General features: G+C 74.6%; 20 protein-coding genes. 8 read left to right on the top strand and 12 right to left on the bottom strand.

What is annotated here, in order from left to right:
• Positions 1 to 379: 379 nt before the first annotated feature.
• A complete protein-coding gene (locus IF61_RS0104040; RefSeq protein ID WP_052392374.1) occupies positions 380 to 1,777 on the bottom strand; it encodes a dipeptidase in 1,398 nt (465 codons plus the stop codon).
• A 176-nt stretch (positions 1,778 to 1,953) separates the two neighbouring features.
• On the opposite strand from IF61_RS0104040, the gene IF61_RS0104035 reads away from it, so the two are divergent.
• From IF61_RS0104035 to IF61_RS0104025, 3 genes are all read left to right on the top strand, one after another.
• Entirely contained in the window at positions 1,954 to 3,180 is a 1,227-nt protein-coding gene (locus IF61_RS0104035) for a geranylgeranyl reductase family protein (RefSeq protein ID WP_030364814.1), read from the top strand.
• A 114-nt stretch (positions 3,181 to 3,294) separates the two neighbouring features.
• The gene (locus tag IF61_RS0104030) at positions 3,295 to 4,539 is read left to right on the top strand and encodes a sensor histidine kinase (protein WP_030364813.1); all 1,245 of its coding nucleotides are present in this window, start codon (positions 3,295 to 3,297) and stop codon (positions 4,537 to 4,539) included.
• An 82-nt stretch (positions 4,540 to 4,621) separates the two neighbouring features.
• On the top strand, positions 4,622 to 5,332 hold the full coding sequence (locus IF61_RS0104025; RefSeq protein WP_211264829.1) for a response regulator transcription factor: 711 nt from the start codon (positions 4,622 to 4,624) through the stop codon (positions 5,330 to 5,332).
• A gap of 25 nt (positions 5,333 to 5,357) precedes the next feature.
• On the opposite strand, the gene IF61_RS0104020 is transcribed toward IF61_RS0104025, so the two are convergent.
• Both IF61_RS0104020 and IF61_RS0104015 read right to left on the bottom strand, forming a co-directional pair.
• Entirely contained in the window at positions 5,358 to 6,257 is a 900-nt protein-coding gene (locus IF61_RS0104020; protein WP_030364811.1) for a DUF2797 domain-containing protein, read from the bottom strand.
• Positions 6,258 to 6,337: 80 nt separating this feature from the next.
• Positions 6,338 to 7,582: an MFS transporter gene (locus IF61_RS0104015; protein WP_030364810.1), complete on the bottom strand. Its 1,245-nt coding sequence runs from the start codon at positions 7,580 to 7,582 to the stop codon at positions 6,338 to 6,340.
• Positions 7,583 to 7,599: 17 nt separating this feature from the next.
• Between IF61_RS0104015 and IF61_RS0104010 the strand changes: the two genes are divergently transcribed.
• Both IF61_RS0104010 and IF61_RS0104005 read left to right on the top strand, forming a co-directional pair.
• The gene (locus IF61_RS0104010; RefSeq protein ID WP_030364809.1) at positions 7,600 to 8,820 is read left to right on the top strand and encodes an ROK family protein; all 1,221 of its coding nucleotides are present in this window, start codon (positions 7,600 to 7,602) and stop codon (positions 8,818 to 8,820) included.
• 205 nt (positions 8,821 to 9,025) lie between these two features.
• The gene (locus IF61_RS0104005; RefSeq protein WP_030364808.1) at positions 9,026 to 9,316 is read left to right on the top strand and encodes an SHOCT domain-containing protein; all 291 of its coding nucleotides are present in this window, start codon (positions 9,026 to 9,028) and stop codon (positions 9,314 to 9,316) included.
• A 236-nt stretch (positions 9,317 to 9,552) separates the two neighbouring features.
• On the opposite strand, the gene IF61_RS32010 is transcribed toward IF61_RS0104005, so the two are convergent.
• Positions 9,553 to 10,119, bottom strand: a complete 567-nt coding sequence (locus tag IF61_RS32010) for an ATP-binding protein (protein WP_043187744.1) — start codon at positions 10,117 to 10,119, stop codon at positions 9,553 to 9,555.
• A gap of 199 nt (positions 10,120 to 10,318) precedes the next feature.
• Positions 10,319 to 10,672, bottom strand: a complete 354-nt coding sequence (locus tag IF61_RS0103995) for a hypothetical protein (RefSeq protein WP_030364806.1) — start codon at positions 10,670 to 10,672, stop codon at positions 10,319 to 10,321.
• A 133-nt stretch (positions 10,673 to 10,805) separates the two neighbouring features.
• On the opposite strand from IF61_RS0103995, the gene cds1 reads away from it, so the two are divergent.
• The gene (gene cds1 / locus IF61_RS0103990; RefSeq protein ID WP_030364805.1) at positions 10,806 to 11,903 is read left to right on the top strand and encodes an L-cysteine desulfhydrase Cds1; all 1,098 of its coding nucleotides are present in this window, start codon (positions 10,806 to 10,808) and stop codon (positions 11,901 to 11,903) included.
• Between the two features lie 11 nt (positions 11,904 to 11,914).
• Here the strand turns inward: cds1 and IF61_RS0103985 are convergent, their stop codons facing one another.
• The gene (locus IF61_RS0103985) at positions 11,915 to 12,775 is read right to left on the bottom strand and encodes a DeoR/GlpR family DNA-binding transcription regulator (protein WP_030364804.1); all 861 of its coding nucleotides are present in this window, start codon (positions 12,773 to 12,775) and stop codon (positions 11,915 to 11,917) included.
• A gap of 188 nt (positions 12,776 to 12,963) precedes the next feature.
• Here IF61_RS0103985 and IF61_RS0103980 point away from each other — a divergent pair, with 188 nt between their 5' ends.
• Positions 12,964 to 15,390 (top strand): hypothetical protein, encoded by a 2,427-nt coding sequence (locus tag IF61_RS0103980; RefSeq protein WP_397945293.1) that lies wholly within the window; start codon positions 12,964 to 12,966, stop codon positions 15,388 to 15,390.
• Here IF61_RS0103980 and IF61_RS0103975 read toward each other — a convergent pair.
• The 5 genes from IF61_RS0103975 to gndA all read right to left on the bottom strand — a co-directional run bounded on the left by IF61_RS0103975 (position 15,360) and on the right by gndA (position 21,844).
• Entirely contained in the window at positions 15,360 to 17,792 is a 2,433-nt protein-coding gene (locus IF61_RS0103975; protein ID WP_030364802.1) for a right-handed parallel beta-helix repeat-containing protein, read from the bottom strand. The two genes, IF61_RS0103980 and IF61_RS0103975, sit on opposite strands and share 31 nt — an antisense overlap.
• A 106-nt stretch (positions 17,793 to 17,898) precedes the next feature.
• A complete protein-coding gene (locus IF61_RS0103970; RefSeq protein ID WP_078659951.1) occupies positions 17,899 to 18,504 on the bottom strand; it encodes an Rv1733c family protein in 606 nt (201 codons plus the stop codon).
• Positions 18,505 to 18,725: 221 nt separating this feature from the next.
• Positions 18,726 to 19,562: an MOSC domain-containing protein gene (locus IF61_RS0103965; RefSeq protein WP_030364800.1), complete on the bottom strand. Its 837-nt coding sequence runs from the start codon at positions 19,560 to 19,562 to the stop codon at positions 18,726 to 18,728.
• Between the two features lie 84 nt (positions 19,563 to 19,646).
• On the bottom strand, positions 19,647 to 20,150 hold the full coding sequence (locus tag IF61_RS0103960) for a DUF6643 family protein (protein WP_030364799.1): 504 nt from the start codon (positions 20,148 to 20,150) through the stop codon (positions 19,647 to 19,649).
• Between the two features lie 233 nt (positions 20,151 to 20,383).
• Complete coding sequence (gndA, locus tag IF61_RS0103955; RefSeq protein WP_030364798.1) at positions 20,384 to 21,844, bottom strand: NADP-dependent phosphogluconate dehydrogenase; 1,461 nt, start codon at positions 21,842 to 21,844, stop codon at positions 20,384 to 20,386.
• 392 nt (positions 21,845 to 22,236) lie between these two features.
• Between gndA and IF61_RS0103950 the strand changes: the two genes are divergently transcribed.
• Positions 22,237 to 23,541, top strand: a complete 1,305-nt coding sequence (locus IF61_RS0103950; RefSeq protein WP_245684389.1) for a condensation domain-containing protein — start codon at positions 22,237 to 22,239, stop codon at positions 23,539 to 23,541.
• Between the two features lie 34 nt (positions 23,542 to 23,575).
• Here the strand turns inward: IF61_RS0103950 and IF61_RS0103945 are convergent, their stop codons facing one another.
• Positions 23,576 to 24,625 (bottom strand): helix-turn-helix transcriptional regulator, encoded by a 1,050-nt coding sequence (locus IF61_RS0103945; protein WP_245684388.1) that lies wholly within the window; start codon positions 24,623 to 24,625, stop codon positions 23,576 to 23,578.
• Between the last annotated feature and the right edge of the window lie 30 nt (positions 24,626 to 24,655).

Below are 24,655 nucleotides of genomic sequence, written 5' to 3'. Positions count from 1 at the left end.
CGTGCCTGGCGCGTACCCCGGGATCGGCGCGTGCGCCGTGTCCCGCCGGTCCGTCCCGCCGCGGCATTCCAACCCTTGCGGCAGACAACAATGGTCCGCCGCAACGGCGCAACGCCACGACAGCGAGGGCTCGGCGGAAAGCCCACCCGCCGGGTCCGGCGCGTACGTCGTGAGCCGTCGGTTCGTCACACGCGGCGGACGGCAGCAGTCCGCCGCAGCGGCGTAATGCGCACGCACCAGGGCCGGCGCGCAGGCCGTGATCCATCGCGCAGCGGCGGACGAGAACCGCCCGCCGCAACGACGCAACCCTACGACCGCGAGGGTCCGGCGGAATGCGCGTCCGCCCGCTTCGTACGGCGGCGCACCCTGCCGGTACGGCCTACCGCTTCGTTTCCGCGTAGCGCCCGAGGAACAGCGCCTCCGCCAGGGAGAGCCGCTCCAGCTCCTCCGGCGAGACGCTCTCGTTCACCGCGTGGATCTGCGCCTCCGGCTCGCTCAGCCCGATCAGCAGGATCTCCGCCTCCGGGTACAGCGCGGTGAGGGTGTTGCACAGCGGGATCGAGCCGCCCATGCCGGAGATCTGCATCTCCTGGCCCTCGTAGGCGATGCGCATGGCGTCGGCCATGGCCGTGTAGGCCGGGCTGCCGGTGTCCGCGCGGAACGCCTGGCCCTGGCCGACCTGCTCCACCGCGACGCGCGCGCCCCAGGGGGCCGCCGCCTTCAGGTGCTCGGCGAGCAGCTTGGTCGCCGTGGCGGCGTCCGTGCCCGGCGGCACGCGCAGGCTGATCAGCGCCCGGGCGCCCGCGTGCACCGAGGGGGTGGCCCCGACGACCGGCGGGCAGTCGATGCCCAGGACCGTGACCGCCGGGCGCGCCCACAGCCGGTCGGCGACCGTGCCGGAGCCGATCAGCTCCACGCCGTCCAGGACCTTGGCGTCCTTGCGGAAGTCCTCGTCCGGGTACTGCATGCCCTCCCAGCTCGCCGCCGCCTCGGCCTCCAGGCCGGTGACCGTCGTCGAACCGTCCTCGGCGCGCAGCGAGTCGAGCACGCGGATCAGCGCCGCCAGCGCGTCGGGCGCCGCGCCGCCGAACTGCCCGGAGTGCAGGTTGCCCTCCAGCGTGTCCACCTGGACGCGGACGAGCGTCATGCCGCGCAGCGTGGCGGTGGCGGTCGGCAGGCCCACGCGGAAGTTGCCGGCGTCGCCGATGACGATGCTGTCGGCGGCCAGCAGCTCCGGGTGCGCCGTGGCGTAGCGCTCCAGGCCGCCGGTGCCCTGCTCCTCGGAGCCCTCGACGATCATCTTCACGTTGACCGGCACGCCGCCGTGCTCCTTGAGCGCGCGCAGCGCCGTCAGGTGCAGGACCACGCCGCCCTTGCAGTCGGCCGCGCCGCGCCCGTACCAGCGGCCGTCGCGCTCGGTCAGCTCGAACGGCGGCGAGATCCAGGCGGCCTCGTCCAGCGGCGGCTGCACGTCGTAGTGCGCGTAGAGCAGCACGGTGGGGGCGCCGGCGGGGCCGGGGAGGTAGCCGTAGACGGACTGCGTGCCGTCGGGGGTGTCGAGCAGGGCGACGTCCTGGAAGCCCTCGGCGCGCAGCGCGTCCGCCACCCAGTTCGCGGCGGCCTCGCACTCGCTCTTCGGGAACTGCGCCTCGTCCGCCACGGACCGGAAGGCCACCAGCTCGGCCAGCTCGGTGCGGGCGCGGGACTGCAGCGAGGCGACGGTGGCCGCCAGCTCGGCCGGGACCGGCCCGGGCCGGTGGTGCGAGGACGCTTCCATGGAACGCTCCTTGTGGACGCGGCGTTGTATCCGTACGAATGGGCGATTGTGCCGTTGATCCTCCCACGCCCGCCGTCCGCAGCACCCACGGGCTTCCCGTGGCAGGGCTGCGGATGGCGGGCCGTAGGATGCGGCAGACAGCCGAAACCGGCGATGGAGCGGGAGTAGAAGCACAGGTGAGCAGCGACAACGCAGCCCAGGGCGCGGGGCGGGACGCGGGCGGGGACCGGGAGCCGGTGTGGGACGTCGTGGTGGTGGGCGCAGGGCCCGCCGGGGCCTCCGCCGCCCACGCCGCCGCCTCCGCCGGCCGCCGGGTGCTGCTCCTGGAGAAGGCCGAACTGCCGCGGTACAAGACGTGCGGCGGCGGCATCATCGGCCCCTCGCGGGACGCCCTGCCGCCGGGCTTCGAACTGCCGCTGCGTGACCGCGTCCACGCGGTCACCTTCTCCCTGAACGGCAAGCTGACGCGCACACGCCGCTCCAAGCGGATGCTGTTCGGCCTCATCAACCGGCCCGAGTTCGACGCCGCCCTGGTGGAGGCCGCCAAGGACGCCGGCGCCGAGGTGCGCACGGGCGTGGCCGTGGCGCGCGTGGAGCAGCACGGCCCGGCCGTGCCCGACCGGCGCACGGTCGCCGTCGTGCTCGCTGGCGGCGAGACCGTCCTCGCCCGCGCGGTCGTCGGGGCCGACGGCAGCGCCGGGCGGATAGGAGCACACGTCGGGGTGAAGCTCGCCCAGGTCGACCTCGGTCTGGAGGCCGAGATCCCCGTGCCCCCGACGGTCGCGGAGGACTGGGCCGGGCGCGTGCTCATCGACTGGGGCCCGATCCCCGGCAGTTACGGCTGGGTCTTCCCCAAGGGCGACACCCTCACGGTGGGAGTGATCTCGGCGCGCGGCGACGGCTCGGGCACCAAGCGGTACCTGGAGGACTTCATCGCCCGCCTCGGCCTCGCGGGCTTCGAGCCCAGCATCTCCTCCGGCCACCTCACCCGCTGCCGCTCGGACGACTCCCCGCTCTCCCGCGGCCGCGTCATCGTCTGCGGCGACGCCGCGGGGCTGCTGGAGCCGTGGACCCGCGAGGGCATCTCCTTCGCCCTGCGCTCGGGCCGCCTGGCCGGCGAGTGGGCGGTCCGCATCGGCGAGGCGCAGGATGCGGTCGACGCCCGCCGGCAGGCCCTCAACTACGCGTTCGCCATCAAGGCCGGGCTGGGCGTGGAGATGGGCGTGGGGCGCCGCATGCTCACCTTCTTCGAGCGCCGCCCCGGCATGATGCACGCCGCGCTCACCGGCTTCCGCCCCGCGTGGCACGCCTTCACCCGGATCACCCGGGGGCAGACGACGCTCGCGGAGATCGTCCGGACCCACCCGGTGGCGCGCCGCGTGCTCTCCACCGTCGACCGGTAGCTCCTCCGCGGCGCCGTCCCGCGCGGTGGGCCGGGCGCCTACTCCCGGTGGAGTAGGCGCGCCCACCGCGCCCGGCCGACGCGGCGGCCGCCGGCGGCGGCTAGCTTTGCCCGTATGGGCTGCGAGAGACGGGCGCCGTGGGCGCGGGAGCGCGGCGCCGGGCCGCCGTGGGAGCGGTGGCCGGCCCGCCCGGGCCGCCTGCCCTGGGCGTCCGCGCTCGCCGTCGCCGCCTTCCAGCAGGCCGGCAGCTACTACGCCGCGTTCAGCCAGCCCGGCCGGACCCCGCTGGACTCCTTCGCGCGCGTGCTGCTCACGGCAGGCCCGGCCTTCCTGCTCCTGCGCCACCGGCACCCGGTCGCCGCCGTCTTCGGCACCTGTCTCGCGGCCGCGCTCTACCTGGGCGGCGGCTACCCCTACGGGCCGGTCTTCCTCAGCGTTGCCGTCAGCTGCTTCACCGCGGTCGTCGCGGGGCACCGCCGCGCCGTCTGGTCCGCCGTCGGCCTGCTGTGGGCCGGCCACCTCCTCATCGCCCACTGGCTCTACCGATGGCTGCCGCCGCGCGGCGACGGAGCTGCCGCCTGGGGAGCGGAGTGGGCCCCCGCGGCCTGGGCCGTCGCCCTCGTCGCCGCGGCCGAGTTCGCACGCGTACGGCGTGAGCAGTGGGCGCAGGCCCGGGCCGAGCGCGCCGCGGCGGAACAGCGCCGCGCCGGCGAGGAGCGGCTGCGCATCGCCCGTGAGCTGCACGACGTCCTCGCGCACAGCATCTCCGTCATCAACGTCCAGGCCGGGGTGGGGCTCGCCCTCATCGACACCCACCCGGAGCAGGCCCGGGCCGCCCTCACCACCATCAAGGCCGCCAGCAAGGAGGCGCTCGGCGAGGTCCGCCAGGTCCTCGACACCCTCCGCACGCCCGGCGACGCGCCCCGCTCCCCGGCCCCGGGCCTCGGCCGGCTGCAGGAGCTGATCCGGCAGGCGGCCGGCGCCGGGCTCGACGTGCGCGTCACGACCGAGGGCCCGCGGACGGACCTGCCGCCCGGCGCCGACCTCGCCGCCTTCCGTATCGTCCAGGAAGCCCTCACCAACATCGTCCGCCACTCCGGCTCCCGCACGGCCGACGTCCGGCTGCACTACGGGCCTGACGCCCTCGAACTGACCGTCGACGACGCGGGACCCGCCCTCTCCGGCACGGTCTCCGGCGGTGGGAACGGCCTGGTGGGCATGCGCGAGCGGGCGGCGGCCCTGGGCGGCACCGCCGAGGCGGGCGCCCGCCCGGACGGAGGCTTCCGCGTCCGCGCCCGGCTGCCCCTCCGGGGGCGACGGGGACCCCAGGGCGAACGAGGCGGGACGGGGGCGCGGTGAGGGGCGGGACAAGAGGTGTGGTGAGCGGCGGGACGAGAGATGCGATGAGACGTGGGACGTGGGGTGCCGTGAGGGAGACAGGATGAACGAGACCAGGGAGGCGACGGCTGCGACGGAGGAGGCCCAGGTGATCCGTGTGGTGCTCGCGGACGACCAGATGCTCGTCCGCGCCGGCTTCCGCGCCCTGCTGGACGCCCAGCCCGACATTGCCGTCGCCGGGGAGGCCGCCGACGGCGAGGAGGCGCTCGCGCTCGTCTGCGAACTGCGCCCCGACACCGTCCTCATGGACATCCGCATGCCCGTCCTCGACGGCCTCGCCGCCACCCGCCGGATCACCGGGGACCCGGCCCTGGCGGACGTGAAGGTCATCATGCTCACCACCTTCGAACTGGACGAGTACGTCTTCGAGGCGATCCGCTCCGGCGCCTCGGGCTTCCTGGTCAAGGACACCGAACCGGAGGAACTGCTGCGCGCGGTGCGGGCCGTGGTCCACGGCGACGCCCTGCTCTCGCCGAGCGTGACCCGCCGCCTCATCGCCGAGTTCGCCGCGCGCTCCAAGGAGCCCGCCGAGGCGCCCGGCCTCGCGGAGCTGACCGACCGTGAGCGCGAAGTGATGACGCTCGTCGGCATCGGCCTGTCCAACGAGGAGATCGCGCGGCGGCTCGTCGTCAGCCCCCTGACCGCCAAGACCCACGTCAGCCGCGCGATGGTCAAGCTGGGCGCCCGCGACCGGGCGCAGCTCGTCGTCCTCGCCTACGAGAGCGGGCTCGTCCGCCCCGGCTGGCTGGGCTGAACCCGCCGCCGTACGGCGCGGCGGGTCAGAACAGCGCCTCGGGACCGGCGGCCGCGGGCGGCCGTATCAGCACCTCCGCGGTGGTCTCCGCACCCGGCGCCGCGGCCGTGAGCGCCCACCCGGCCAGCTGCCGGGCGTCCACCAGCAGCTGCCGCCCGTCCGCCGCGTCCAGATACAGGTCGGGCCCGGCAACGGCGGCGACCGTGCCCGCTATGGTGCGCCCGGGAGCGAGGACGACCGTCCCGCAGCCCGGCCGCAGCCGGCCGAGGTGGAAGGCCGCGTCGTGGTGCACCGGGGCGAAGGGCAGTACCGCCAGTGACTCCGGCAGCGTGGCCGGCTCGCACGCCCGCGCGTGCAGGCTCGCCAGCTCGGCCGTCCGCAGCTCCTGGGCCGGCGTGGGGCAGCGGGCGGCCCGCTTGGCGGCGTACGGGATGCGGTCGGGGACCGACAGCGCCGCGCCGAGCACGGCCTCCGCACGGCGCGCGGCCATCAGCGGCCCGCGCCCCAGCAGGGCGTAGGACAGAGCGGCCTGTTCGAGCAGGCGGACGCCCTCGCGCTCGGCCGCGGTGATCCCGACCTTCACCGCGCCGGGCACGGACCAGGCCAGGTACACGTCGTACGGGCGCGGGTCGTCGAGAGCGGTGTCGGCCGCGACCGAATGCGAGCGGTCGAGCCGCGCACACTCCGCGCACTGCGCCGACACCGCTGTAGGCGCCACCTCCGCGCCCACGGGACACGGGGTGCGCCGGCCGCCCCTGCGAACCCCCACGCAGCGCCGCGCGGCACCCGTCGTGAAGGCGACCGGACGCCCCGCGGGCAGAGGAGTGCTGCGCTCCCCGTGCGCGGGATGCAGCCAGACGAGGGCCGGCCCGGCGGCCCCCCAGCGCACCCCGCCGCAGCGCCAGTCCTCCTGCTCGGCTCTCATGGCCCACCCCTTCCGTCCACGCCCTCGGATTGTGTCAGCCGCCACTGACAACGCCGTCGCGCGGTGGGCGGACCCGCAGGTCAGCGCGGTCCGGAGACCGTGCGGCGGGTGGCGTAGGCGATCGCCGCCGCCACGGCCGCGAGGCCCGCGACGGTGGTCAGGGCGACGGGCAGGGACGACGCGTCGGCGAGGAGGCCGATGACCGGCGGCCCGATCAGCATCCCGCCGTAGCCGAAGGTGGAGGCCGCGGCCACGCCGCCCGGGCCGCCCAGCTCACCGGCCCGCCCGACCGCGACGGGGAAGATGTTGGCCAGGCCCAGACCCGTGACGGCGAAGCCCGCGAGCGCCGCCCACACCGTGGGCGCCAGCGCCCCGAGCAGCATGCCGCCCGCGGCCGCCGCCCCGCCCGCGACCAACGCCGTGGTCTGGCCGAGGCGTTCGAGGAGGAAGGTGCCGCTGAGCCGGCCGAGGGTCATGGCCAGCGCGAAGACGGAGTAGCCGGCGGCCGCGACGCCCGCGTGGACCCCGAGGTCCTGCTGCAGGTGCAGCGCGCCCCAGTCGGCGAGGGCCCCTTCCCCGTAGGCCGTGCACAGGGCGATCACCCCGAAGAGGGCGACGGTCCGGTTGCCGCGGCGCGGACCGCCGCCGTCCGCCGCCGGTGCGGGCACCGGCCGCTCGGCTTGCGGCGCGGGGTGCGCCAGGAGCGTGCGCCCCGCGGCCGCCGTGACCGCGAGCCCGGCCAGGGTCAGGAGCAGCAGGTGCCGGGTGGGGGAGAGGTGCCCCGCGACCAGCCCGCCCAGCCCCGCGCCGAGCATCCCGCCGAGGCTGAACGCGGCGTGGAAGCTGGGCATCACGGGCCTGCGCAGCGCCGCGACGAGGTCGACGGCCGCGCTGTTCATGGCGACGTTGATGCCGCCGTAGGCGGCACCGAAGACGAGCAGCACCAGGCCGAGGGCCGTTGCCGAGTGGGTCAGGGGCGGGAGCGCGATCCCCGCGGACATCAGCACGCCGGCGACGACCGTCACCAGGTGGCTCCCGAACCGGCGGCACAGCCGCCCGGTCAGCACCATGGTGGCCACGGCACCCGCCGACAAACCGAGCAGTGCCAGTCCCAGGGCGCCCGCGGACGCGCCGGTCTGCTCCTTGATGGCGGGGATCCGGACCACCCAGCCGGCGAACAGGAAGCCGTCGAGGGCGAAGAACAGAGTGAGGGCGATACGGAGCCGGCGGAGGGCGGGACCGCCCCGGTCCGGGCGTCGTTCGCCCGGAAGGACCGTCCGCGTGTCGCCCAGAAGAGCCGTCCGTATTTTGTTTAGTGTCGGCACAAAGTCACAATAGGGGCGTGACCCAGACTCGGACAACACGTTTGGAGCGTGGCCGCGGCGCCCTCGGCCCGGCCCTGGAGCTCGTACACACCGGCCGCGCCCCCACGCGCGCCGTGCTCACCGCCGAACTCGGGGTGACGCGCGCGACCGCCGGTGCCGTCGCCGCCGAGCTGGAGGCCCTCGGACTGATCACCGTCGACGCCCACCCCGCGGCCGCCGGCTCCCAGGGCCGCCCCTCGCACCGGCTCTCCGTCGCGCCCGGCGGCCCCGTGGTGCTCGCCGCCCAGATCCACGCCGACGGCTTCCGCGCCGCCCTCGTCGGCCTCGGCGGGCGGATGGTCGCCACCGCGCCCGGCTGCATGACCGTCCCCGCCGACCCGTCGCACATCATCGACGCCGTCGTCGAGGCGGGCGCCGGCCTGCTGCGCGAGACGGGCCGCCGCTGCCTGGGCGCGGGCCTCGCCGTCCCCTCGGCCGTCGCCGAACCGGACGGCACCGCCCTCAATCCGCTGCACCTCTCCTGGCCCGCCGGGGCACCGGTCCGCCGGCTGTTCACCGAAGCCCTGGCCAAGGCCGGCGTCCCGGGCCCCGGTGAGGGCCCCGCCACCGGCGTCACCGGCAACGACGTCAACCTCGCGGCGCTCGCCGAGCACCGGCACGGCGCCGGCCGCGGCGCGCGCCACCTGCTCTGCGTGGCCACGGGCCACCGCGGCGTCGGCGGCGCGCTCGTCCTCGACGGCCGCCTGCACAGCGGCAGTTCCGGCCTCGCCCTGGAGGTCGGCCACCTCACCGTCAACCCGGCCGGCCTGCCCTGCCACTGCGGCAGCCGCGGCTGCCTGGACGTCGAGACCGACCCGCTCGCCTTCCTCACGGCGGCCGGCCGCACCCCCGGCCCCGAGGTGTCCCTGCTGCAGCAGGCCCGCGACCTGCTCCGTACGGAGTACGCCGACCCGGCCGTCCGCGCCGCCGCCGAGCTGATCGTCGACCGGCTCGGCCTCGGCCTCGCGGGCCTCGTCAACATCCTCAACCCCGACCGCATCATCCTCGGCGGGCTCCACCGCGCCCTGCTGGACGCCGACCCCGAGCGGCTGCGCGCCGTCGTCGCCGACCGCAGCCTGTGGGGCCGCAGCGGCAGCGTGCCGATCCTGCCCTGCACGCTCGACTTCAACAGCCTCATCGGCGCGGCCGAAGCGGCCTGGCAGCCCGTCCTGGACGACCCGCTGACGGTCCTGGGCTGACGGCCGGACGGGCACGCCGGCCGCGACCGCACGCGGCGGACCGCGCGACGCGCCGCGGAGTACGCGCTCCACCCCCGCGTACTCCCCGCGCCGCAGCGGCACTGCAGCCGGCCGTACGACGACCGGGAGGCCCTCGGCGAGGAGGCTCGGTGGTGGGCGGCAAACCGCCGCCGGCACCCTTTCACCACCGAGGAGGCGAGCTCTCATGAGCACCCTCGCCCACGCCCTGGCCGACGGCGGCCCCGGCCCCTGGATTCTCTTCTTCCCGCTCGTCTGGGCGGCCGTCGTCATCGGCGTCGTCACCGTCCTGCGCCGCACCGTGTGGCGCGGCGGCCGCGCCCCCTGGCACCAGCGTCAGGCGCGCGCCGAGCACTCCCCGCTGACTGTCCTCGGCCGCCGGTTCGCCGCCGGCGATATCGACGAGGACGAGTACTGGCGGCGCGTCTCCGTCCTGGAGGAGCACTTCGGGGCTCCCGGTAAGCGCGGTGCGTCGTGAGCGCGGGCGCGTGCCGTTGACGCCGCCGGGGCTCCTGCGGTTGCCGGACGGCCTCGGCGCCGACCGTGCGCCGCCGGATCCCGCGGCTGTGGTTGCTCGCCGTTGCGGCGGAGGGCTGTTGCGGCAGTGGTGATGACGGGGCGCCCCCGTTCCTGCGCACCCCTCCGCCGTAACGGCGAGCAAGTCCGTAAATGAGCGCCGCGCATCCGTCCCGGACGCCGGGAACCCCCGTCCGGTCAGCCGGGAACGGCGGAGCGGACGGGGGAGAGGCCCCGCACCGCGGCCGCCGGGCGGGCGGGGGCGGGCTGCTCGAAGGCGGGCTCCTCCAGGAGTGGCAGAGCCGGGGCGGGCTGTTCGAGGGTGACGGTCGTCCGGTCGTCGCGGGCCTGCCGGGCGGCGGACGCGTGTTCCGGGACGGGCAGCGAGAACCAGACGACCTTGCCGCCGTCGTGGCGCTCCTGCACCCCCCAGCTGTCGCTGACCGCCGCGATCAGGGCGAGGCCGCGGCCGTGCGTGCTGCCGGTGTCGGCGTCGGCGAGGCGGGGCAGGCGCGGGTCGTGGTCGCGGACCGAGACGGTGAGCCGGTCCAGCACGAGGACGATCTCGACGGTGCAGCGTTTGTCCGGTTCGGCATGCTGGTGCACGTTGGTGAGGAGCTCGGTGACGCACAGTGCCGCGGGGTCGATGAGGGGATCGAGATTCCAGTACCGCAATTGCGCAGATACGATTCTGCGGACCTGGCCGATCCGCGGCGGAAGAGCCTGGAGCTCTACGGTGCAGTGCTTGTTCGGTCGGCTGATCACGGCTGCGACTCCCTGGAAAGAAGTAGGGCTAGCCTGATTCAGGAACGCGTTCTGGCACGCGCTGGGGCCGGGCCGGCGGCGGTGGCTGCCGAGCCGCGCGGCGGCTACTCATCCAGAGCGTAACCGTCCGCGAACCCTCAGTGATGCTGGTACGAGTCAAGGGTCGGCTCCGGCAGCCGGACGCGCAACTTCTGCACCGTCAGCCCCTGGCGTCACCGCCGCGTCCGGAGCGGACGGCCTCCAGGAACCGCCGGACGGCGGCCTCCCCCGTGGTCTCCCCGGACTCCGAGGGATCCTCCAGCCGGCCCAGCGTCAGGACGTAGCGCGTGCCGTTCACCGTCGCCCGGGCGCGGTCCCGGCCGGCGAACCACGGCTTGCTCGCGTGAACCGCCCCCAGGGGAGCGCTGTCGATCTCCCGGCCGTAGCTGGTGAGCAGCTCCAGCCTGCCGTCCTTGATCTTCACCTGGCCCGCCCGGGTGAGCGAGCGGAGGGACCGCTCGATCCGCACCCCGGTCGCAGTGAACTCCGGCTCCTGGAACTCCGGCTCCGCCACGCCAACCGCCTCCCCGGCCGATTCGTGTGCCTCGTGCGCAGTCTGCCCGTGAGGGGGCTCACGCACCAGTGCCCATTTATGATCGAAACGTCCGAGTGCTCCGCATGGGCCCGGATGGAACGGGAGAGGCGGCGTGCACACCACCGACGTCGACCGCAGCGACCCGGCCTACCGCGCCTGGCTCAGCGAAGCGGTCCGCAAGGTCCAGGCCGATGCGAACCGCTCGGCCGACACCCACCTGCTGCGCTTCCCGCTGCCCGAGGAATGGGGCATCGACCTCTACCTCAAGGACGAGTCCACCCACCCCACGGGCAGCCTCAAACACCGTCTCGCCCGCTCGCTCTTCCTGCACGGGCTGTGCAACGGCTGGATCCGCCCCGAGGCCCCGGTCGTCGAGGCCTCCAGCGGCTCCACCGCCGTCTCCGAGGCGTACTTCGCGAGCCTGATCGGCGTGCCCTTCGTCGCCGTCATGCCCAGCACCACCAGCCGCGAGAAGTGCCGCCTCATCGAGTTCCACGGCGGCCGGTGCCACTTCGTCGACGACCCCCGCAAGATGTACGCGGAGGCGGCCGCCCTCGCCGAACGCTCCGGCGGCCACTACATGGACCAGTTCACCTACGCCGAACGGGCCACGGACTGGCGCGGCAACAACAACATCGCGGAGTCCGTCTTCAGCCAGCTGCGCAGCGAGCGCCACCCCGTGCCCGCCTGGATCGTCGCCACCGCGGGCACCGGCGGCACCTCCGCCACCATCGCCCGCTACGTGCGCTACATGCAGTACGACACCCGCATCTGCGTCGCCGACCCCGAGTACTCCTGCTTCTTCGACGGCTGGCGCAACCACGACCCCACGGCGACGGGCGAGCGCGGCTCGCGGATCGAGGGCATCGGCCGGCCGCGCATGGAGCCCAGCTTCATGCCGGGCGTGATCGACCGGATGATGAAGGTCCCTGACGCCGCGAGCATCGCGGCCGTGCGCGCGCTCGACGAGGCCATCGGCCGCAAGGCGGGCGGCTCCACCGGCACCGGCCTGTGGAGCGCACTGAAGATCGTTGCGGAGATGGCCGGCAACGGCACCAAGGGCAGCATCGTCACCCTCATCTGCGACCCCGGCGAGCGCTACCTCGACACGTACTACTCCGACGCCTGGCTCGCCGGACAGGGCCTGGACATCGGCCCGTACGCCGGAGCCATCACCACCTTCCTGGCCACCGGGCACTGGCCGGACTGACGCCGCGCGCCTCAGCCCGGCACGCCGCCGCACGTCGTGGAGTCCCCGGAAGCGTCGGCCACCACCAGCTCCGGCAGCCGCTCGGCGATCTCCCGCCGCGCCGCCTCCGGCAGACCCGCGTCCGTGACCAGCGCATCCACCTCCTCCAGCGTTGCGAACGAACTCAGCCCCACCGTCCCCCATTTGGTGTGGTCCGCAAGGACCACCACGCGCCGGGCCGACCGCACGAAGTGCCGGTTGGTCTCCGCCTCCGCCAGGTTCGGCGTCGACAGCCCCGCCTCCGCGGATATGCCGTGCACCCCGATGAACAGCACGTCGAAGTGGAGCGAGCGGATCGCCGCGTCCGCGACCGGCCCCACCAGCGTGTCCGAGGGCGTGCGCACCCCGCCCGTCAGCACCACTGTGGCCGCCCCCGGCCGGGCCGACGGCCCCGCCGCCGTCACCGGCCGCTGGGAGCTGTGGAAGACGTCGGCCGCCCGCACCGAGTTCGTCACCACCGTCAGGTCGGGAACGTCCACCAGCCGCTGCGCCAGCGCGAACACGGTCGTCCCGCCCGCGAGCGCTATCGCACTGCCCGGCGGCGCCATCGGCACCGCCGCCCGCGCGATGTCCTCCTTGGCGGCCATCTCCAGCGCCGACTTCGCCTCGAAGCCCGGCTCGTGCGCCGTGGCCTCCGCGACCGGCACCGCTCCGCCGTGCACCTTCTCCACCATGCCCAGCCGGGCCAGCGCGTCCAGATCCCGGCGGACCGTCATGTCCGAGACATTGAGCCTCCGCGTCAGTTCGTTGACCCGCACCCCACCGCGCCTCCTGACCTCGTCGAGGATCAGCGCACGCCGCTGCTCCGCCAGGAGGTTCTGGTTGTCGCTCACCCGGCCCGTCCTTTCCGGTCAGCCACCGGCAGTCGTGCGCGCTCATCCTCCCACGCGGCACGCCGCAACGATCGTCTTCGTTCGGCCGGATCACGAACGGGCCTATCCTGCCGACGACGCCCCGCACTGTCAGCGGCCCCTGGCACCATGCTGGTTGACGGTACGACACAGCAGGACCGGGGGACGCGGTGACAGCGGACGAACGACCCCAGACGGCGAAGACGGCGAAGACGGCGAAGACCGAAGCGCCGAAGACAGCAAAGACGCCGAAAACCGAAGCACAGGCGCCCACGCCCGCGGCAGCCTCCGGGCTCGCCCTGGAGCTGCTCGTGCACGGCGTCGGGGGCACCACCCCGCAGGCCATGCTGGACGATCCGCGCACCGTGCGCGTCACGGGCGACGCCGTCGCGGGCATCCACCGCCGCACGGGCGACCTCGACGCCGAGGACCGCCCCGGTGACCACCGCCGCGAGCCCGTCCGCGAGGCCTACGTGTGGTCCAACCTCACCTCCGGCGACGGCTCCCGCGCGCTCTGGCTGGTGCTCCTGCCCTTCATGGTCATCAACCTCGCCCACTGGATGCGCCCCACCTCCGAAGGCCGCACCACGACCACACGGGCCTACGGTCTTCTGGTGCGCCTCGTCGCCCTCACCCTCACCGTCCTGCTCACCGCGGCGGCTTGCGAGGTGGCCCTCGACCTGACGGCCTGGCAGTGCGCGGGCACGCCCGCCTGCTCCTCGGGCAAGGCCTGGCTCGGCTTCATGTCCGCCGACCGGGGCGGCTGGTGGAGCCCGCCGGGCCGCCGGCTCGCCCTCGCCGCCGCCGTGCCGGCCGCCGTGACCGGCCTGCTGTGGCTCCTCTCCCGCCGCACCTGGAGCGCGTACGAGACCCAGCCGCCCGTCCGTCCCGGCCCCGGCGAGGACGGCCACGCGGCCCGCAGGCGCCCCGCCCTGTGCCTGCCCGGCTTCTGGTACGGGCGGCGCATCGTCGCCCGGCTGCGCGCCGCCCACACCGCCGCGGCCCTGCTCACCGTCGCCGCCTTCCTCGTCCAGGCCGCCTCCCACCACGACCGCGCACCGGGCGGCAGCCCCGCCCTCGACGCCCTGGGCCGGATCCTCGGCGCCGTCCTGGCCGCCGCCGCCCTGTTCGTCGTCCACACCGTCTGCCGCAGGGGCCGCAGCGAAGACGCCCCCGACCACACGGCCGACCGCCTCACCGTCGCCGCCCTGCCCTTCACCGCGCTCGGCCTGCTCCTGCTCTCCGCCGTGTACGCCGCCTGGGACCGCCCCGGCTGGCAGTCCCACGGCATGCTCCCCGGCGACCGCGTCTTCGGCCTCATCGCCCTCGGGCAGGGCGCCCTCGTCCTCCTCCTCGCGCTCGCCGCCCGCCGGCTGCACCGCGCCGCCCCCGTCGAGCGGACCCCGCTGGGCGGCCTCGCCGGCCCCGCCGTCGCCACCCTCGCCTGCGCCCTCGGCGGCGTCATGACCGCGGGCGTCGCCCACCGCGTCGCGGACTGGCTCGACGGCCCGGCCACCCCCGGCATGGGCGACGGCCCGATCGGCGGCCCGCCGGTGCTGCTCACCTGGCAGGCGTCCGTCATCCCGCCGCTCTTCGCCGTCCTGCTCCTGCTGCTCCTCGTTCTGGCCGCCCGCACCCTGCGCCTGCGCAAACGCCTGTGCCGCACCGTCCCCGACGGCTATCCCGACGAGCGGCACGAGCAGGCCCGTACGCGCGCCATCGCCGGCAGCATCGCCCGCGCCGGGCTCACCGACGCCACCCCCTGGGTGCTCGGCACCGTCGCCGCGCTCACGCTCCTCCTCGGCGGCGGCGCGGTCGCCGGCGCCTGGGGCACCCACGACGTCCCGGGCCGGGCTGCCGGGGGCGCCCCCGCCGCCGTCGAGGACGTCGCCCAGACCGCCCAGGCGCTCGGCTCGTGGTGCGTCGGCCTCGGCTTCGTCCTGCTGATCGCCTGGGGCCGCCGCGCCTACCGCGACCCCGCCGCCCGGCGCACCGTCGGCATCCTCTGGGACGTCGGCACCTTCTGGCCGCGCGCCGCCCACCCCTTCGCCCCGCCCTGCTACGCCGAGCGCGCCGTCCCCGACCTCACCTGGCGGATGCGCACCTGGACCGAACGCACCGGCGGCCGCCTCGTCATCTCCGGCCACTCCCAGGGCAGCGTCCTCGCCGCGGCCGCCGTCTGGCAGCTGCCCGCCGCCACGCGCAGCCGCGTCGCACTGCTCACCTACGGCTCGCCCCTGGAGCGGCTCTACGGCCGCTGGTTCCCCGCCTACTTCGGCCCCGTGAAGCTCGCCGCCCTCCACGACGACGTCCACTGCTGGTGCAACCTGTGGCGGCTCACCGACCCCATCGGCGGCCCCGTCAGCCTCCCCGGCGACGGTGACGGCGCCGGCGTCGCCGCCGTGGACCACGGCCCCCTCAAGGACCCCCTCGCCTACGGCCGGACCGCCGAACATCCGCTGCCCGCGGGCATCCTGGGCCACTCCCAGTACCAGTCCGACCCCGAGTTCGCCCGGACCCGCGCGGCCCTGCTCGCGCGCCTCGCCGCCTGGATGCCCGTGCCCCCTCAGGGCAGCGCCGGCAGATCCTCGGCGTAGAGCAGGGTGAGGTCGTCGGTGCTCGGGTCGGCCAGCTGCGCGACCCGGCCCGCGTGCCGCTCGACCATCGCCTCGAAGGTCTGCCGCGCCGTACGGCCGTTGCCGAACGCGGGCCCCCTCGGGATGTCGCGGAAGTACTGGAGCAGGGCCTCCGACGCCCCCGCTCCGATCCGGTACTCATGCTCGTCCGCCTGCCGCCGCACGATGCGCAGCAGCTCCTCCGCGTCGTAGTCGCCGAAGGTGATGGTGCGTGAGAACCGCGAGGCCACGCCCGGATTGACGGTCAGGAAGCGCTCCATCTCTTCGGTGTAGCCGGCGACGATCACCACGACCTCGTCGCGGTGGTCCTCCATCAGCTTCACCAGGGTGTCGATGGCCTCCCGGCCGAAGTCGCGCCCCGAGTCCTCCGGGGCGAGCGCGTACGCCTCGTCGATGAACAGCACGCCCCCGCGGGCCCGGTCGAAGGCCTCCTGGGTGCGGATGGCCGTCGAGCCGATGTGCTCGCCCACCAGGTCCACGCGCGACACCTCGACCAGATGGCCGCGCTCCAGCACGCCGAGCGAGGCGAGGATCTCGCCGTAGAGCCGGGCCACCGTCGTCTTGCCCGTGCCGGGCGAGCCCGTGAACACCAGGTGCCGGCGGACCGAGGCGGCCTTCAGCCCGGCCTCCCGCCGGCGCCGCCCGACCTCGATCATGTCGGTGAGGGCGCGGACCTCCTTCTTGACGCTCTCCAGGCCCACCAGCGCGTCCAGTTCCTGCAGCACGGTCACCGAGGCGCGCGCCCCGGGCCCGGTGGCGGGCGCGGGCGACGCCTCCTCGGCCGAGCGCTGCACCGGCACGGCCACCGGCTTCAGCACCGTCCGCGGGACGGCCGTCGCCACCGGCGCCGCGCCCGCGCCGCCCCCGGAGGGCAGCGCGGCCACGGCCGCCGACGTCACGGGCTCGTCGCTCGTACAGCCCTCGCTGACGGGGCCGGCCTCGGCGAACTCGTAACCACCGCGCTCGCAGCGCTCGGTGCGGCAGCGGGTGAGCGTCGAGCGGCAGCCGTCGATGACGTGGAAGCCGTAGCCGCCGCTGCCCGTCACCCGGCACTCGTGGAACGTGCCCCGGCCGCCCGCCGACACGTAGAAGCCCGCCTCCACCGGCGAACTCACCGTGCACTGCTCGACGGCGGGGTCGGCGCCCTTGGTGACGATGACGCCCGTCGCCGCGGCGTCGATGGTGCAGCCCGCCATGGAGCCGCCGCTGCCGTGGTCGCGGAACCAGGCGCCCGTGCCCGCCTCGCGGATCCGGCACCCGGCCAGCTGGGCCGACGCCCCGTCACTCACCGACACCGCCGTGTTGCGGACCTGGGAGAGGTCGCTGTCGACCACGTCGACGTGGGAACCGCGGTCGAGGACGAACAGGGCGTCCGGGACGTCGTGCACGCGGCAGGAGCCGAGGGAGGCGGTCGCCCCGTCGCTGATCCAGACCGCCGGATAGTCGCCCTTGCTGTCGTGGATCTCGCACAGGTCGGCGTCGACACGCGTGCCCGGATCCCAGACGGACAGGCCGTTGCGCCCGAACCGGCGGATCGCCGAGCGCGTCATCGACAGCACCGAACGGGAGCGCAGGTCCACCCCGTTCTCCGGAACGTCGTGGATGTCACAGTCGACGAGGGAGAGCACGGCGTCGGTGTCCAGCGTCACGCCGTCACCGGACGTGCGGTGGACCCGGCAGTCGGTCAGCCGGCCGGCGGCTCTGGAGGCCACCTGCACTCCGGCGCCCCGCACCTCGTACACCTCGCAGCCCACCGCCTCCAGCGAACTGCCCTCGCCCGTGAGGGAGAGCCCGGCGCCCGACGCGTGGTGCACCCGGCAGCGCTCCAGGCGCGGATGCGCCCCGCCGTGGACCGCGATTCCCGACTGGCCGGCGGCCACCACCTCGCACTCCTCGAACACGCCGCCCGCACCGTCCAGCACGCTGATGCCGACGCCGCCCGCATTGTCGACCGTGCACTGACGCACCGTCGGCCGGGAGCCGCCGCGCACCTCGATGCCCACCGCGGAGCGGGTCACGATGCGCAGGCCGGACAGCTCCGGGGCGCCGTCCTCGACGACGAGCGCGGGCGCCGCCGCGTCGTGCCCCTCGACGTGCAGGTCCTGCAGCGCGGCGGAGGCCCGTACGGTCAGGGCGACCCCGTCGGGGGGAGCGATGCGCACGCTGCCGCGCGAACCCTCCGCGCCGCGCAGCGTGACCGCGCGCGTGACGACCAGGTTCTCCCGGTAGGTTCCGGGCGCGACGGACAGCACGTCCCCGTCGGCCGCCGCTTCCAGGGCCGAGGCGAGGGAGTCGTACTCGCCCGTGCGCCGCCGCCATCGCGCCGTGCCGGTGTGCGTCACCTGGACCGAGCCCTGTGCCATGGTGCTGCTCTGCCCCCACCTCGTGCGTGCGTCCACCCGGGACCGGTGCGTACCGGACCGGCCACCGGAGCCACCGTAGCGCGCGCAGGCCCCGGGAGTTGACCGGTCAGCTGCCCGCGTCGGCCCGGCCCCAGGTCTGCCCGGCCCGTTCCCACGCGCGGTCCCAGTGGGCGTACCGCCGCTGCATGAGCCGCCATACGACCAGGCGGCGCACCGCCTCCAGCAGGCCGCAGGCGACCATGGCCGCCCCGGCGCCCGCCAGACCGGCGTGGACGGCGGCCGTGTCGGGGTCCATGGGCCTGCCGGAGAGCCGTCCCTGATCGTCCGTCCACAGCGGGAACGGCTGCCCGGGGCGCGTGGCATGGCGCACGGCGACCACACCGGAGCGCTCCCCGCCGTCCGGTCCGGGCCAGCGGGCGACCACCCGATGGTGTCCCTCCCGGCCGGCCGTGGCCTCGCGGTCGGTCTCGGCCGGTCCGCCGCGCAGGGCGCGCAGCGTCGTGGCCGTCACCAGATGGCGGTGCCGATGCTGTTCGCGGACCGTGTGCCGCAGGGCCTCGTGGGCGAGCGACCCCGTCACCCAGCCGGTGACCGGGCCCGCGAGCAGCATGAGAACCACGGCGACCAGTCCCACCCATGACTCCAGGACGTCGGTCCGGCGACGCAGGGGATTGCGCCGCCATCGCCATGCGAGTGCCGTAGCGCGCACCATGCTCACCCCCTTCCGGGTCCGTAAATACCTCACACAGGGCACCGCATGCGGAGGAAGACGGCGGAGAGAGCAAAATCACCTCCTCCGGATGCCGTTCACGGCAGCGCGTTGACGGGTGGCGTGCGGCGGGGGAGGGGAGTGAGGAAGCCGGGGGGAGAGGAGTGACGGCGCGGAGGGAGAAGAGTGAGGGAAATGCGGCGAAGGGCGAGCGGGCGCGCTGCTCAGTCGAGGATCTCGACGGTGTCGCCGACCCGCAGGGTCCCGGTGTGCTCGGGGATGAGGTTCTTGCCGAACACGGCCTTGGTGCCGATGCGGTGGTGCCGGGCGAGCGTGCGCAGGGGCTCCTTGCCGCGCTCGGCGGTGGTCTGGTCGGTGGTGGTGACTACGCACCGGCCGCAATCCTTGACCGCCCGGAACGTCACCTCGCCGATCCGCACGCGCCGCCAGCCGTCCTCGGCCCAGGGTTCGGTGCCGTCGACCACGGCGTTGGGGCGGAAGCGGTTCATGGGGAGCGGGCCCTCGCCGGGGAGGTCGCCCTGCGCGACGAGCGCGTTGAGGGCGTCGAGCGAGGCGAGGGTGGTCACCAGCAGCGGATAGCCGTCGGCGAAGCTCACGGTCTCGCCCGGGAGGGAGAATCCGGGATCGATCGGGCGGCGGCTCGCGGGCTCGTCCATGTGGAAGAGGCGGGCCGTGGTCCCGAGATGGGCACTGAGCCAGGCGTCGGCGGCGGCCCCCGCGGGGACCGCCTCGACCTTGTCCCGGAACACCTGCACCGTGACCGTGCCCTCCGCTTCCGCGAGGGAGGGCACGGCGACGTCGAGCGGTTCCGCCCCGGGCGCGTCGAGCAGGACGCCGCCGCCCGGGAGCGGGCGGGCCGAGGCCAGGGTGAGCCTCGGCTGCTGCCGTTGGGTGATCATCATCCCGTCGGCGTCCGCCACCATCCACCGCCGGTCCCCGGCCAGACCCCACGGCTCGAGGGCCGCCTCCGGGACGGTGCACCCCGCCAGTGACTTGACGGGGTAGAAGTGCAGCGCGGTCAGCGTGGGCGACGTGGACATGCGGTCATCTTGCCACCCCGGCCGGGCGGTTGAACGAGTACCCCTGCCCGCCGTAGCGGGACCCCCAGCACAACGGACAGAAGGTCAGTAACCCCCCTGATTCGGGTACTGGCGGTTGTACGGGTCCTCGTACTGCCCCGCCGCCGGGCGGGGTGTGGCCGGGCGCATGGCGTCGTATCCGGAGGGGCCTGCCTGGCCTGCCGGGGCCGCCCCGGGCCGCTGCTGGTACTGCTGCGGGCCCGGCCCCGGGTAGGCGCGCTGCGGCGTCTGCTGCGGGATGTACGGGGCGGCCGCCTGCTGCAGTCCGGCGGGCTGCTGCGGGCCGGGCGCGGGATATCCGTACGGGGCGCCGCCCTGGGCGCCGTACTGGGCCTGCGGGGCCGGGGCCGCCGGGGCGGCCGAGGGGCCGGACGGCAGTGCGGGGAGCGCGGGCAGGTTGCTGCCGCCGCCGTCGTACGGGGACGACACGCGGATCGGGGCGATCTGCGGGGTGCCCCGCTCGGCGACGAGGCTGTCGTAAATCGGGGTGTCCGGGAACGACGACGAGGCGTAGTAGCCGCCGCCGTAGGTGCTGCGGGGGGAGGTCATAGCGCATAAGTTAAGCCCACGCCCCTCGCCCGGTCCATGCCCCGGTCCGTACTAACACTTCCCTGACCTGCAAAGACGCAGGTCAGGACAGAACCGTCAAGGTCGGACACATCCGTACGTACGGCCATCCGGGGGTATCGCGCTGTGCACCCGTCGCCACCGTGCGGAGCCGTGCGGGCGGAGGTGCGTGCGGCCGCGCGGACGGCCGTACGCACGGTAAGGGCAGGGCGGTTTCAGCCGGTCTGCTCCTCGCTGCGGTCCCCGCCCCACAGCGTGTGGAACGAGCCCTCGCGGTCGGTGCGCCGGTAGGTGTGCGCACCGAAGAAGTCGCGCTGTCCCTGCGTCAGAGCGGCCGGCAACCGCTCGGCGCGCAGCGCGTCGTAGTACGCGAGCGCCGCAGAGAAACCCGGCGTGGGCACACCCCGGCCGACCGCGGTGGCGACCACCGAGCGCCAGGCGTCCTGCGCCTTGCCGACCTCCGCGGCGAACCCCTTGTCGGCGAGTAGCGTGGGCAGTTGCGGGTCGGCGGCGAACGCGGCGCGGATGCGGTCGAGGAACGCGGCCCGGATGATGCAGCCGCCGCGCCAGATGGCGGCGACGGCCCCGAGGTCGATGTCCCACCCGTACTCGGCGCTCGCCGCGGTGATCATGTTCCAGCCCTGGGCGTACGAGACGACCTTCGACGCGTACAGCGCCTCCTCGACCAGGGAAGCGAACTCCCCGGCCTCGGCCGGGGCGAGGGGTTCCCGTCCGGGGCCCGGGAGTTCGCGCGCGGCGCCGCGCAGGTCCGCGTGGCCGGAAACGGACCGTGCGAACACGGCCTCGGCGATGCCGGAGACGGGGATGCCCAGGTCGAGGGCCGTCTGCACGGTCCAGCGGCCGGTGCCCTTCTGCTCGGCCCCGTCGGCTACGACGTCCACGAACGGGCGGCCGGTGGCGGCGTCGGTGTGCGCCAGCACCTCGGCGGTGATCTCGATGAGATACGAGTCCAGCCGGCCGGTGTTCCAGGTGCGGAAGGTCTCCGCGATCCGCTCCGGCTCGTAGCCCGCGACGTGGCGCAGCAGGTCGTACGCCTCGGCGATGAGCTGCATGTCGGCGTATTCGATGCCGTTGTGGACCATCTTGACGAAGTGTCCGGCGCCGTCGGGCCCGATGTGGGTGCAGCAGGGGGTGCCGTCGGGGGCCTCGGCGGCGATGGATTCGAGGAGCGGGCCGAGGGATTCGTAGGACTCGGCCGAGCCGCCGGGCATGATGCTGGGCCCGTGGAGGGCGCCTTCCTCACCGCCGGAGATGCCGGTGCCGACGAAGTGGATGCCCTTGTCGCGGAGTTGCCTCTCGCGGCGCCGGGTGTCGCCGAAGTGGGCGTTGCCGCCGTCGATGAGCACGTCCCCGGGTTCGAGGAGGGCGGCGAACTCCTCGATGACGGCGTCGGTGGGGTCTCCGGCCTTGACCATGATGACGATGCGGCGCGGCCTCTGGAGCGCGGCGGCGAACTCCTCGGCGGATTCGGCGGGGACGAAGTTCCCCTCGTGGCCGTGCGCGTCGATGAGCGCCTCGGTCTTGGCGTACGTGCGGTTGTGGACGGCGACGGTGTGGCCGTGCCGGGCGAAGTTCCGGGCGAGGTTGCTGCCCATGACGGCGAGCCCGGTGACGCCGATGTGAGCGGTGGCCGTGGGGGCGGGGGTGCTGGGCATGGCGGGCTCCACTCCTGTCACGTACGTCGAAAGGCTTGCGCGAGGACCCGGCGCCGGAGGGCACCGGGAACTTCCCCGCGGGCAGCCGGATACCGCCCGGCCATCGTGACACGGGGCGTGTCGGATGACCGGGTGCGCGCCGGGGGCCGCTCGGAGACTGTCACCTTCTTCGCGCAACGGAAACCCCGGTACGCGTGGTCCGATGGTGTGATCCGGACAAGGCGCACGGTGTGATCCGCACACGGTGCAGGGACCGGCCCGGGTGTTCCCGCCTGCCGTCCCCCCTCGGGTGCACGACAGGCGGGAACACCACCCCCGGTGAGGCCTGTGCGCAGGTCGGGGCGGGTGCCAGGGTGAGGGGACGACGGTCCCGAGGCGTCTGGAGCGCAAACGTGCGAGTCCCTTTGACAGCAGGCCAGCTGGAGATCTGGATCTCCCAGATCCTGGAGCCGGCCGGCACGCCCTACAACGTGGGCGACTACTACGAGATCACCGGCGCTCTCGACGCGGCGCTGCTGGAGCGGGCGGCGCGCACCGCCGTGGACGAGGCCGGGTCGCTGGGCGCGCGGTTCGTGACGGAGCCCGACGGGACGCCGGTGCAGGAGCTGCGGCCCGCACAGTGGGAGTTCGAGGTCCTCGACATGAGCGAGGGGCCCGACCCGGACGGGCGGGCCGTGGCCTGGATGCGCGCCGACCTCGCCCGGCCGTTCGACCTCACCACCGGCCCGCTGCTCGGCGCCGCCCTGATCAGGGTGTCGCCCGACCGCCACCTGTGGTACCGCCGTGTCCACCACATCGTGGCGGACGGCTACGGCCAGGCCGCCCTCGCCCGCAGGACGGCCGGCGTCTACAACGCGCTGCTGAGCGGAGGCGCTGCGGAGCCGCATCCCTTCGAGCCCGTCACGGCGGCCGTCGAGCACGACCGGGCGTACGCGGCCGGCCGCACGTACCGGGCGGACCAGGAGTTCTGGGCGCAGGAGGCGGCGGCCTGGCCCGCCACGGGACGGCTCCACGCGGAGGCGCCGCCCGCGTCCGCGGCCCTGCACGGCCGTCACCACCTGCCGGCGTCCGCGGTCGAGGCGATAGAGAAGCAGAGCGAGCTCCTGGGGATCCCCTCGGCCCACTTCCTGATCGCTGCCACCGCCCTCTACCTGCGGCAGGTCACCGGAGCGGACGAGGTGACCTTCGGGTGCTCCGTGGCCGGCCGGCCCACCCGCGTGCTGCGCGGCGTGGTCGCGCCGCTGGCGAACATCCTGCCCGTGCGGGTGGGCGTGGATCCGAAGGCTTCGCTACGGGACGCCTGCCTGCAGGCGGACGGCCGGGTCAGGAAGGCGATGCGTCACCACCGGCACCGCTACGAGGAGTTCCGGCGCGCGCTGCTCGCCGCCGCGGGCCCGGTGGCTCCGCTCGGAGTCGGACCGCTGGTCAACGTCGTGAACTTCGACCGAGCCCTGGAGTTCGGGACGGCCCGGGGCTCGGTGCGCACGCTGGTCACCGGTCCCGTCCCGGACCTCAGCCTGTTCTTCGACGTGGGGTCGCCGGGCGAGGGGACGACCGTGTGCGTGGAGGCCAATCCGGCCAATTACTCGCCCGAGCAGGCCGACCGCCACGCCGAGGACCTCGGCCGTCTCGTCGTGGACCTGGCCGTGGCCGACCCCGGACCACCCGTGCCCGTCCCGGCCCGCCGGTCCGGCTGAGGACTCGCCCCCCGGGGCGGCCGGATCCTCGCCGTCATCCCCGGCGCCGGGCGTCCGGCGGGCCGGCGCTCGCGAGCACGCGGCACTCGGACCCGGGCAGTGCCCCCTCCGTCGAGTCGTTGCGCAACTGTCCGATGAGGAATCCGGCCTGGAAGCGGCTCTTGGCGCCGAGCGCCTTCATGACCTCCGCGACGTGGCGCTGGCAACTGCGCACCGACATTCCCAGCCGCCGCGCGATGGACTTGTCCTCCAGCCCCTCGGCGAGCATGGCGACGATCGCTTCCTGGATCTCGCCCGAGATGCGGACGGCCGACGCGGCGTCGAAGACGAGCGGGAAGGGTGAGGCGCTGCGCCAGGCACAGTCGAAGAAGACCCGCATGCTGTGGATGAGGTGGGGCTCGCGCACGAGCAGGGCCGCTCGCGGATCGTCCGGCACGCCCAGCAGCGCCGTGTGCTGATCGAAGATCAGCATGCGGCAGAAGCCCTCGGACTGGGTGCGCACCTCCGCCCCCAGGCCCGTCACGCGCTGCACGTGGTCGATGGTCGGCTGGTGGTAGCGGGCGGGGTGCTGGTACAGGGTGCGCATGGCGACGCCGCGCGCGAGCATCCGGCGGTCCCGCTCCTGAGCCGCCGTCAGCGCCTCGGGGCAGCGCGCCCCGCCGGGCTGTGCGGTGAGGACCTCCTCTCGGCAGGTCAGGGTCAGCTCCTCGATGACCTCCTGGACCACGTGCAGGTCGGTGACCAGCTCGACGGGCGCGGCCGAGGAGTTGCGCGCGCGGCTCGACTCGTAGGCGGGCAGCAGCGCGTCGAACATCCACCGGAACCGCTCGATCTCCTCCTGCTGGTGCTGGATCCGGCGCTCCATCGGACGCAGCAGCCGGCTCGCGGCGACCGCCGGCGGCACGACGGTGAGTCGGTCCGGCACGCCCTCGGCGTAGCACAGGAGCCGCAGTTCCACGAGCTCCTTGACCGCCCGCTCCGCGTCGTCGGCGTCGAGACCGACGGCCGTGAGTTCTCCGGTGCCGAATACGGTCCGGTCCGCCGCGAATGCGAAGACGTCCAGTGCTTCCCGGCTCAGCTGCATTTCACCGAGTGAGTGTGAGGTATTCATGGC

It is taken from the genome of Streptomyces roseoverticillatus (assembly GCF_000719265.1).
GTDB classification, from domain to species: Bacteria; Actinomycetota; Actinomycetes; order Streptomycetales; family Streptomycetaceae; genus Streptomyces; species Streptomyces roseoverticillatus.
The sequence above is the reverse complement of the archived record's forward strand: the minus strand, read 5'-3'. Positions and strand labels throughout refer to the sequence as shown.

Coding starts and splice junctions, on each gene's coding strand:
- IF61_RS0104025 (WP_211264829.1), top strand. CDS start 4,622: ATGAACGAGACCAGGGAGGCGACGGCTGCGACGGAGGAGGCCCAGGTG.
- IF61_RS0104030 (WP_030364813.1), top strand. CDS start 3,295: ATGGGCTGCGAGAGACGGGCGCCGTGGGCGCGGGAGCGCGGCGCCGGG.
- IF61_RS0103945 (WP_245684388.1), bottom strand. CDS start 24,625: ATGCAGCTGAGCCGGGAAGCACTGGACGTCTTCGCATTCGCGGCGGAC.
- IF61_RS0103975 (WP_030364802.1), bottom strand. CDS start 17,792: ATGGCACAGGGCTCGGTCCAGGTGACGCACACCGGCACGGCGCGATGG.
- IF61_RS0103965 (WP_030364800.1), bottom strand. CDS start 19,562: ATGTCCACGTCGCCCACGCTGACCGCGCTGCACTTCTACCCCGTCAAG.
- gndA (WP_030364798.1), bottom strand. CDS start 21,844: ATGCCCAGCACCCCCGCCCCCACGGCCACCGCTCACATCGGCGTCACC.
- IF61_RS0104040 (WP_052392374.1), bottom strand. CDS start 1,777: ATGGAAGCGTCCTCGCACCACCGGCCCGGGCCGGTCCCGGCCGAGCTG.
- IF61_RS0103970 (WP_078659951.1), bottom strand. CDS start 18,504: ATGGTGCGCGCTACGGCACTCGCATGGCGATGGCGGCGCAATCCCCTG.
- IF61_RS0103960 (WP_030364799.1), bottom strand. CDS start 20,150: ATGACCTCCCCCCGCAGCACCTACGGCGGCGGCTACTACGCCTCGTCG.
- IF61_RS0104005 (WP_030364808.1), top strand. CDS start 9,026: ATGAGCACCCTCGCCCACGCCCTGGCCGACGGCGGCCCCGGCCCCTGG.
- IF61_RS0104020 (WP_030364811.1), bottom strand. CDS start 6,257: ATGAGAGCCGAGCAGGAGGACTGGCGCTGCGGCGGGGTGCGCTGGGGG.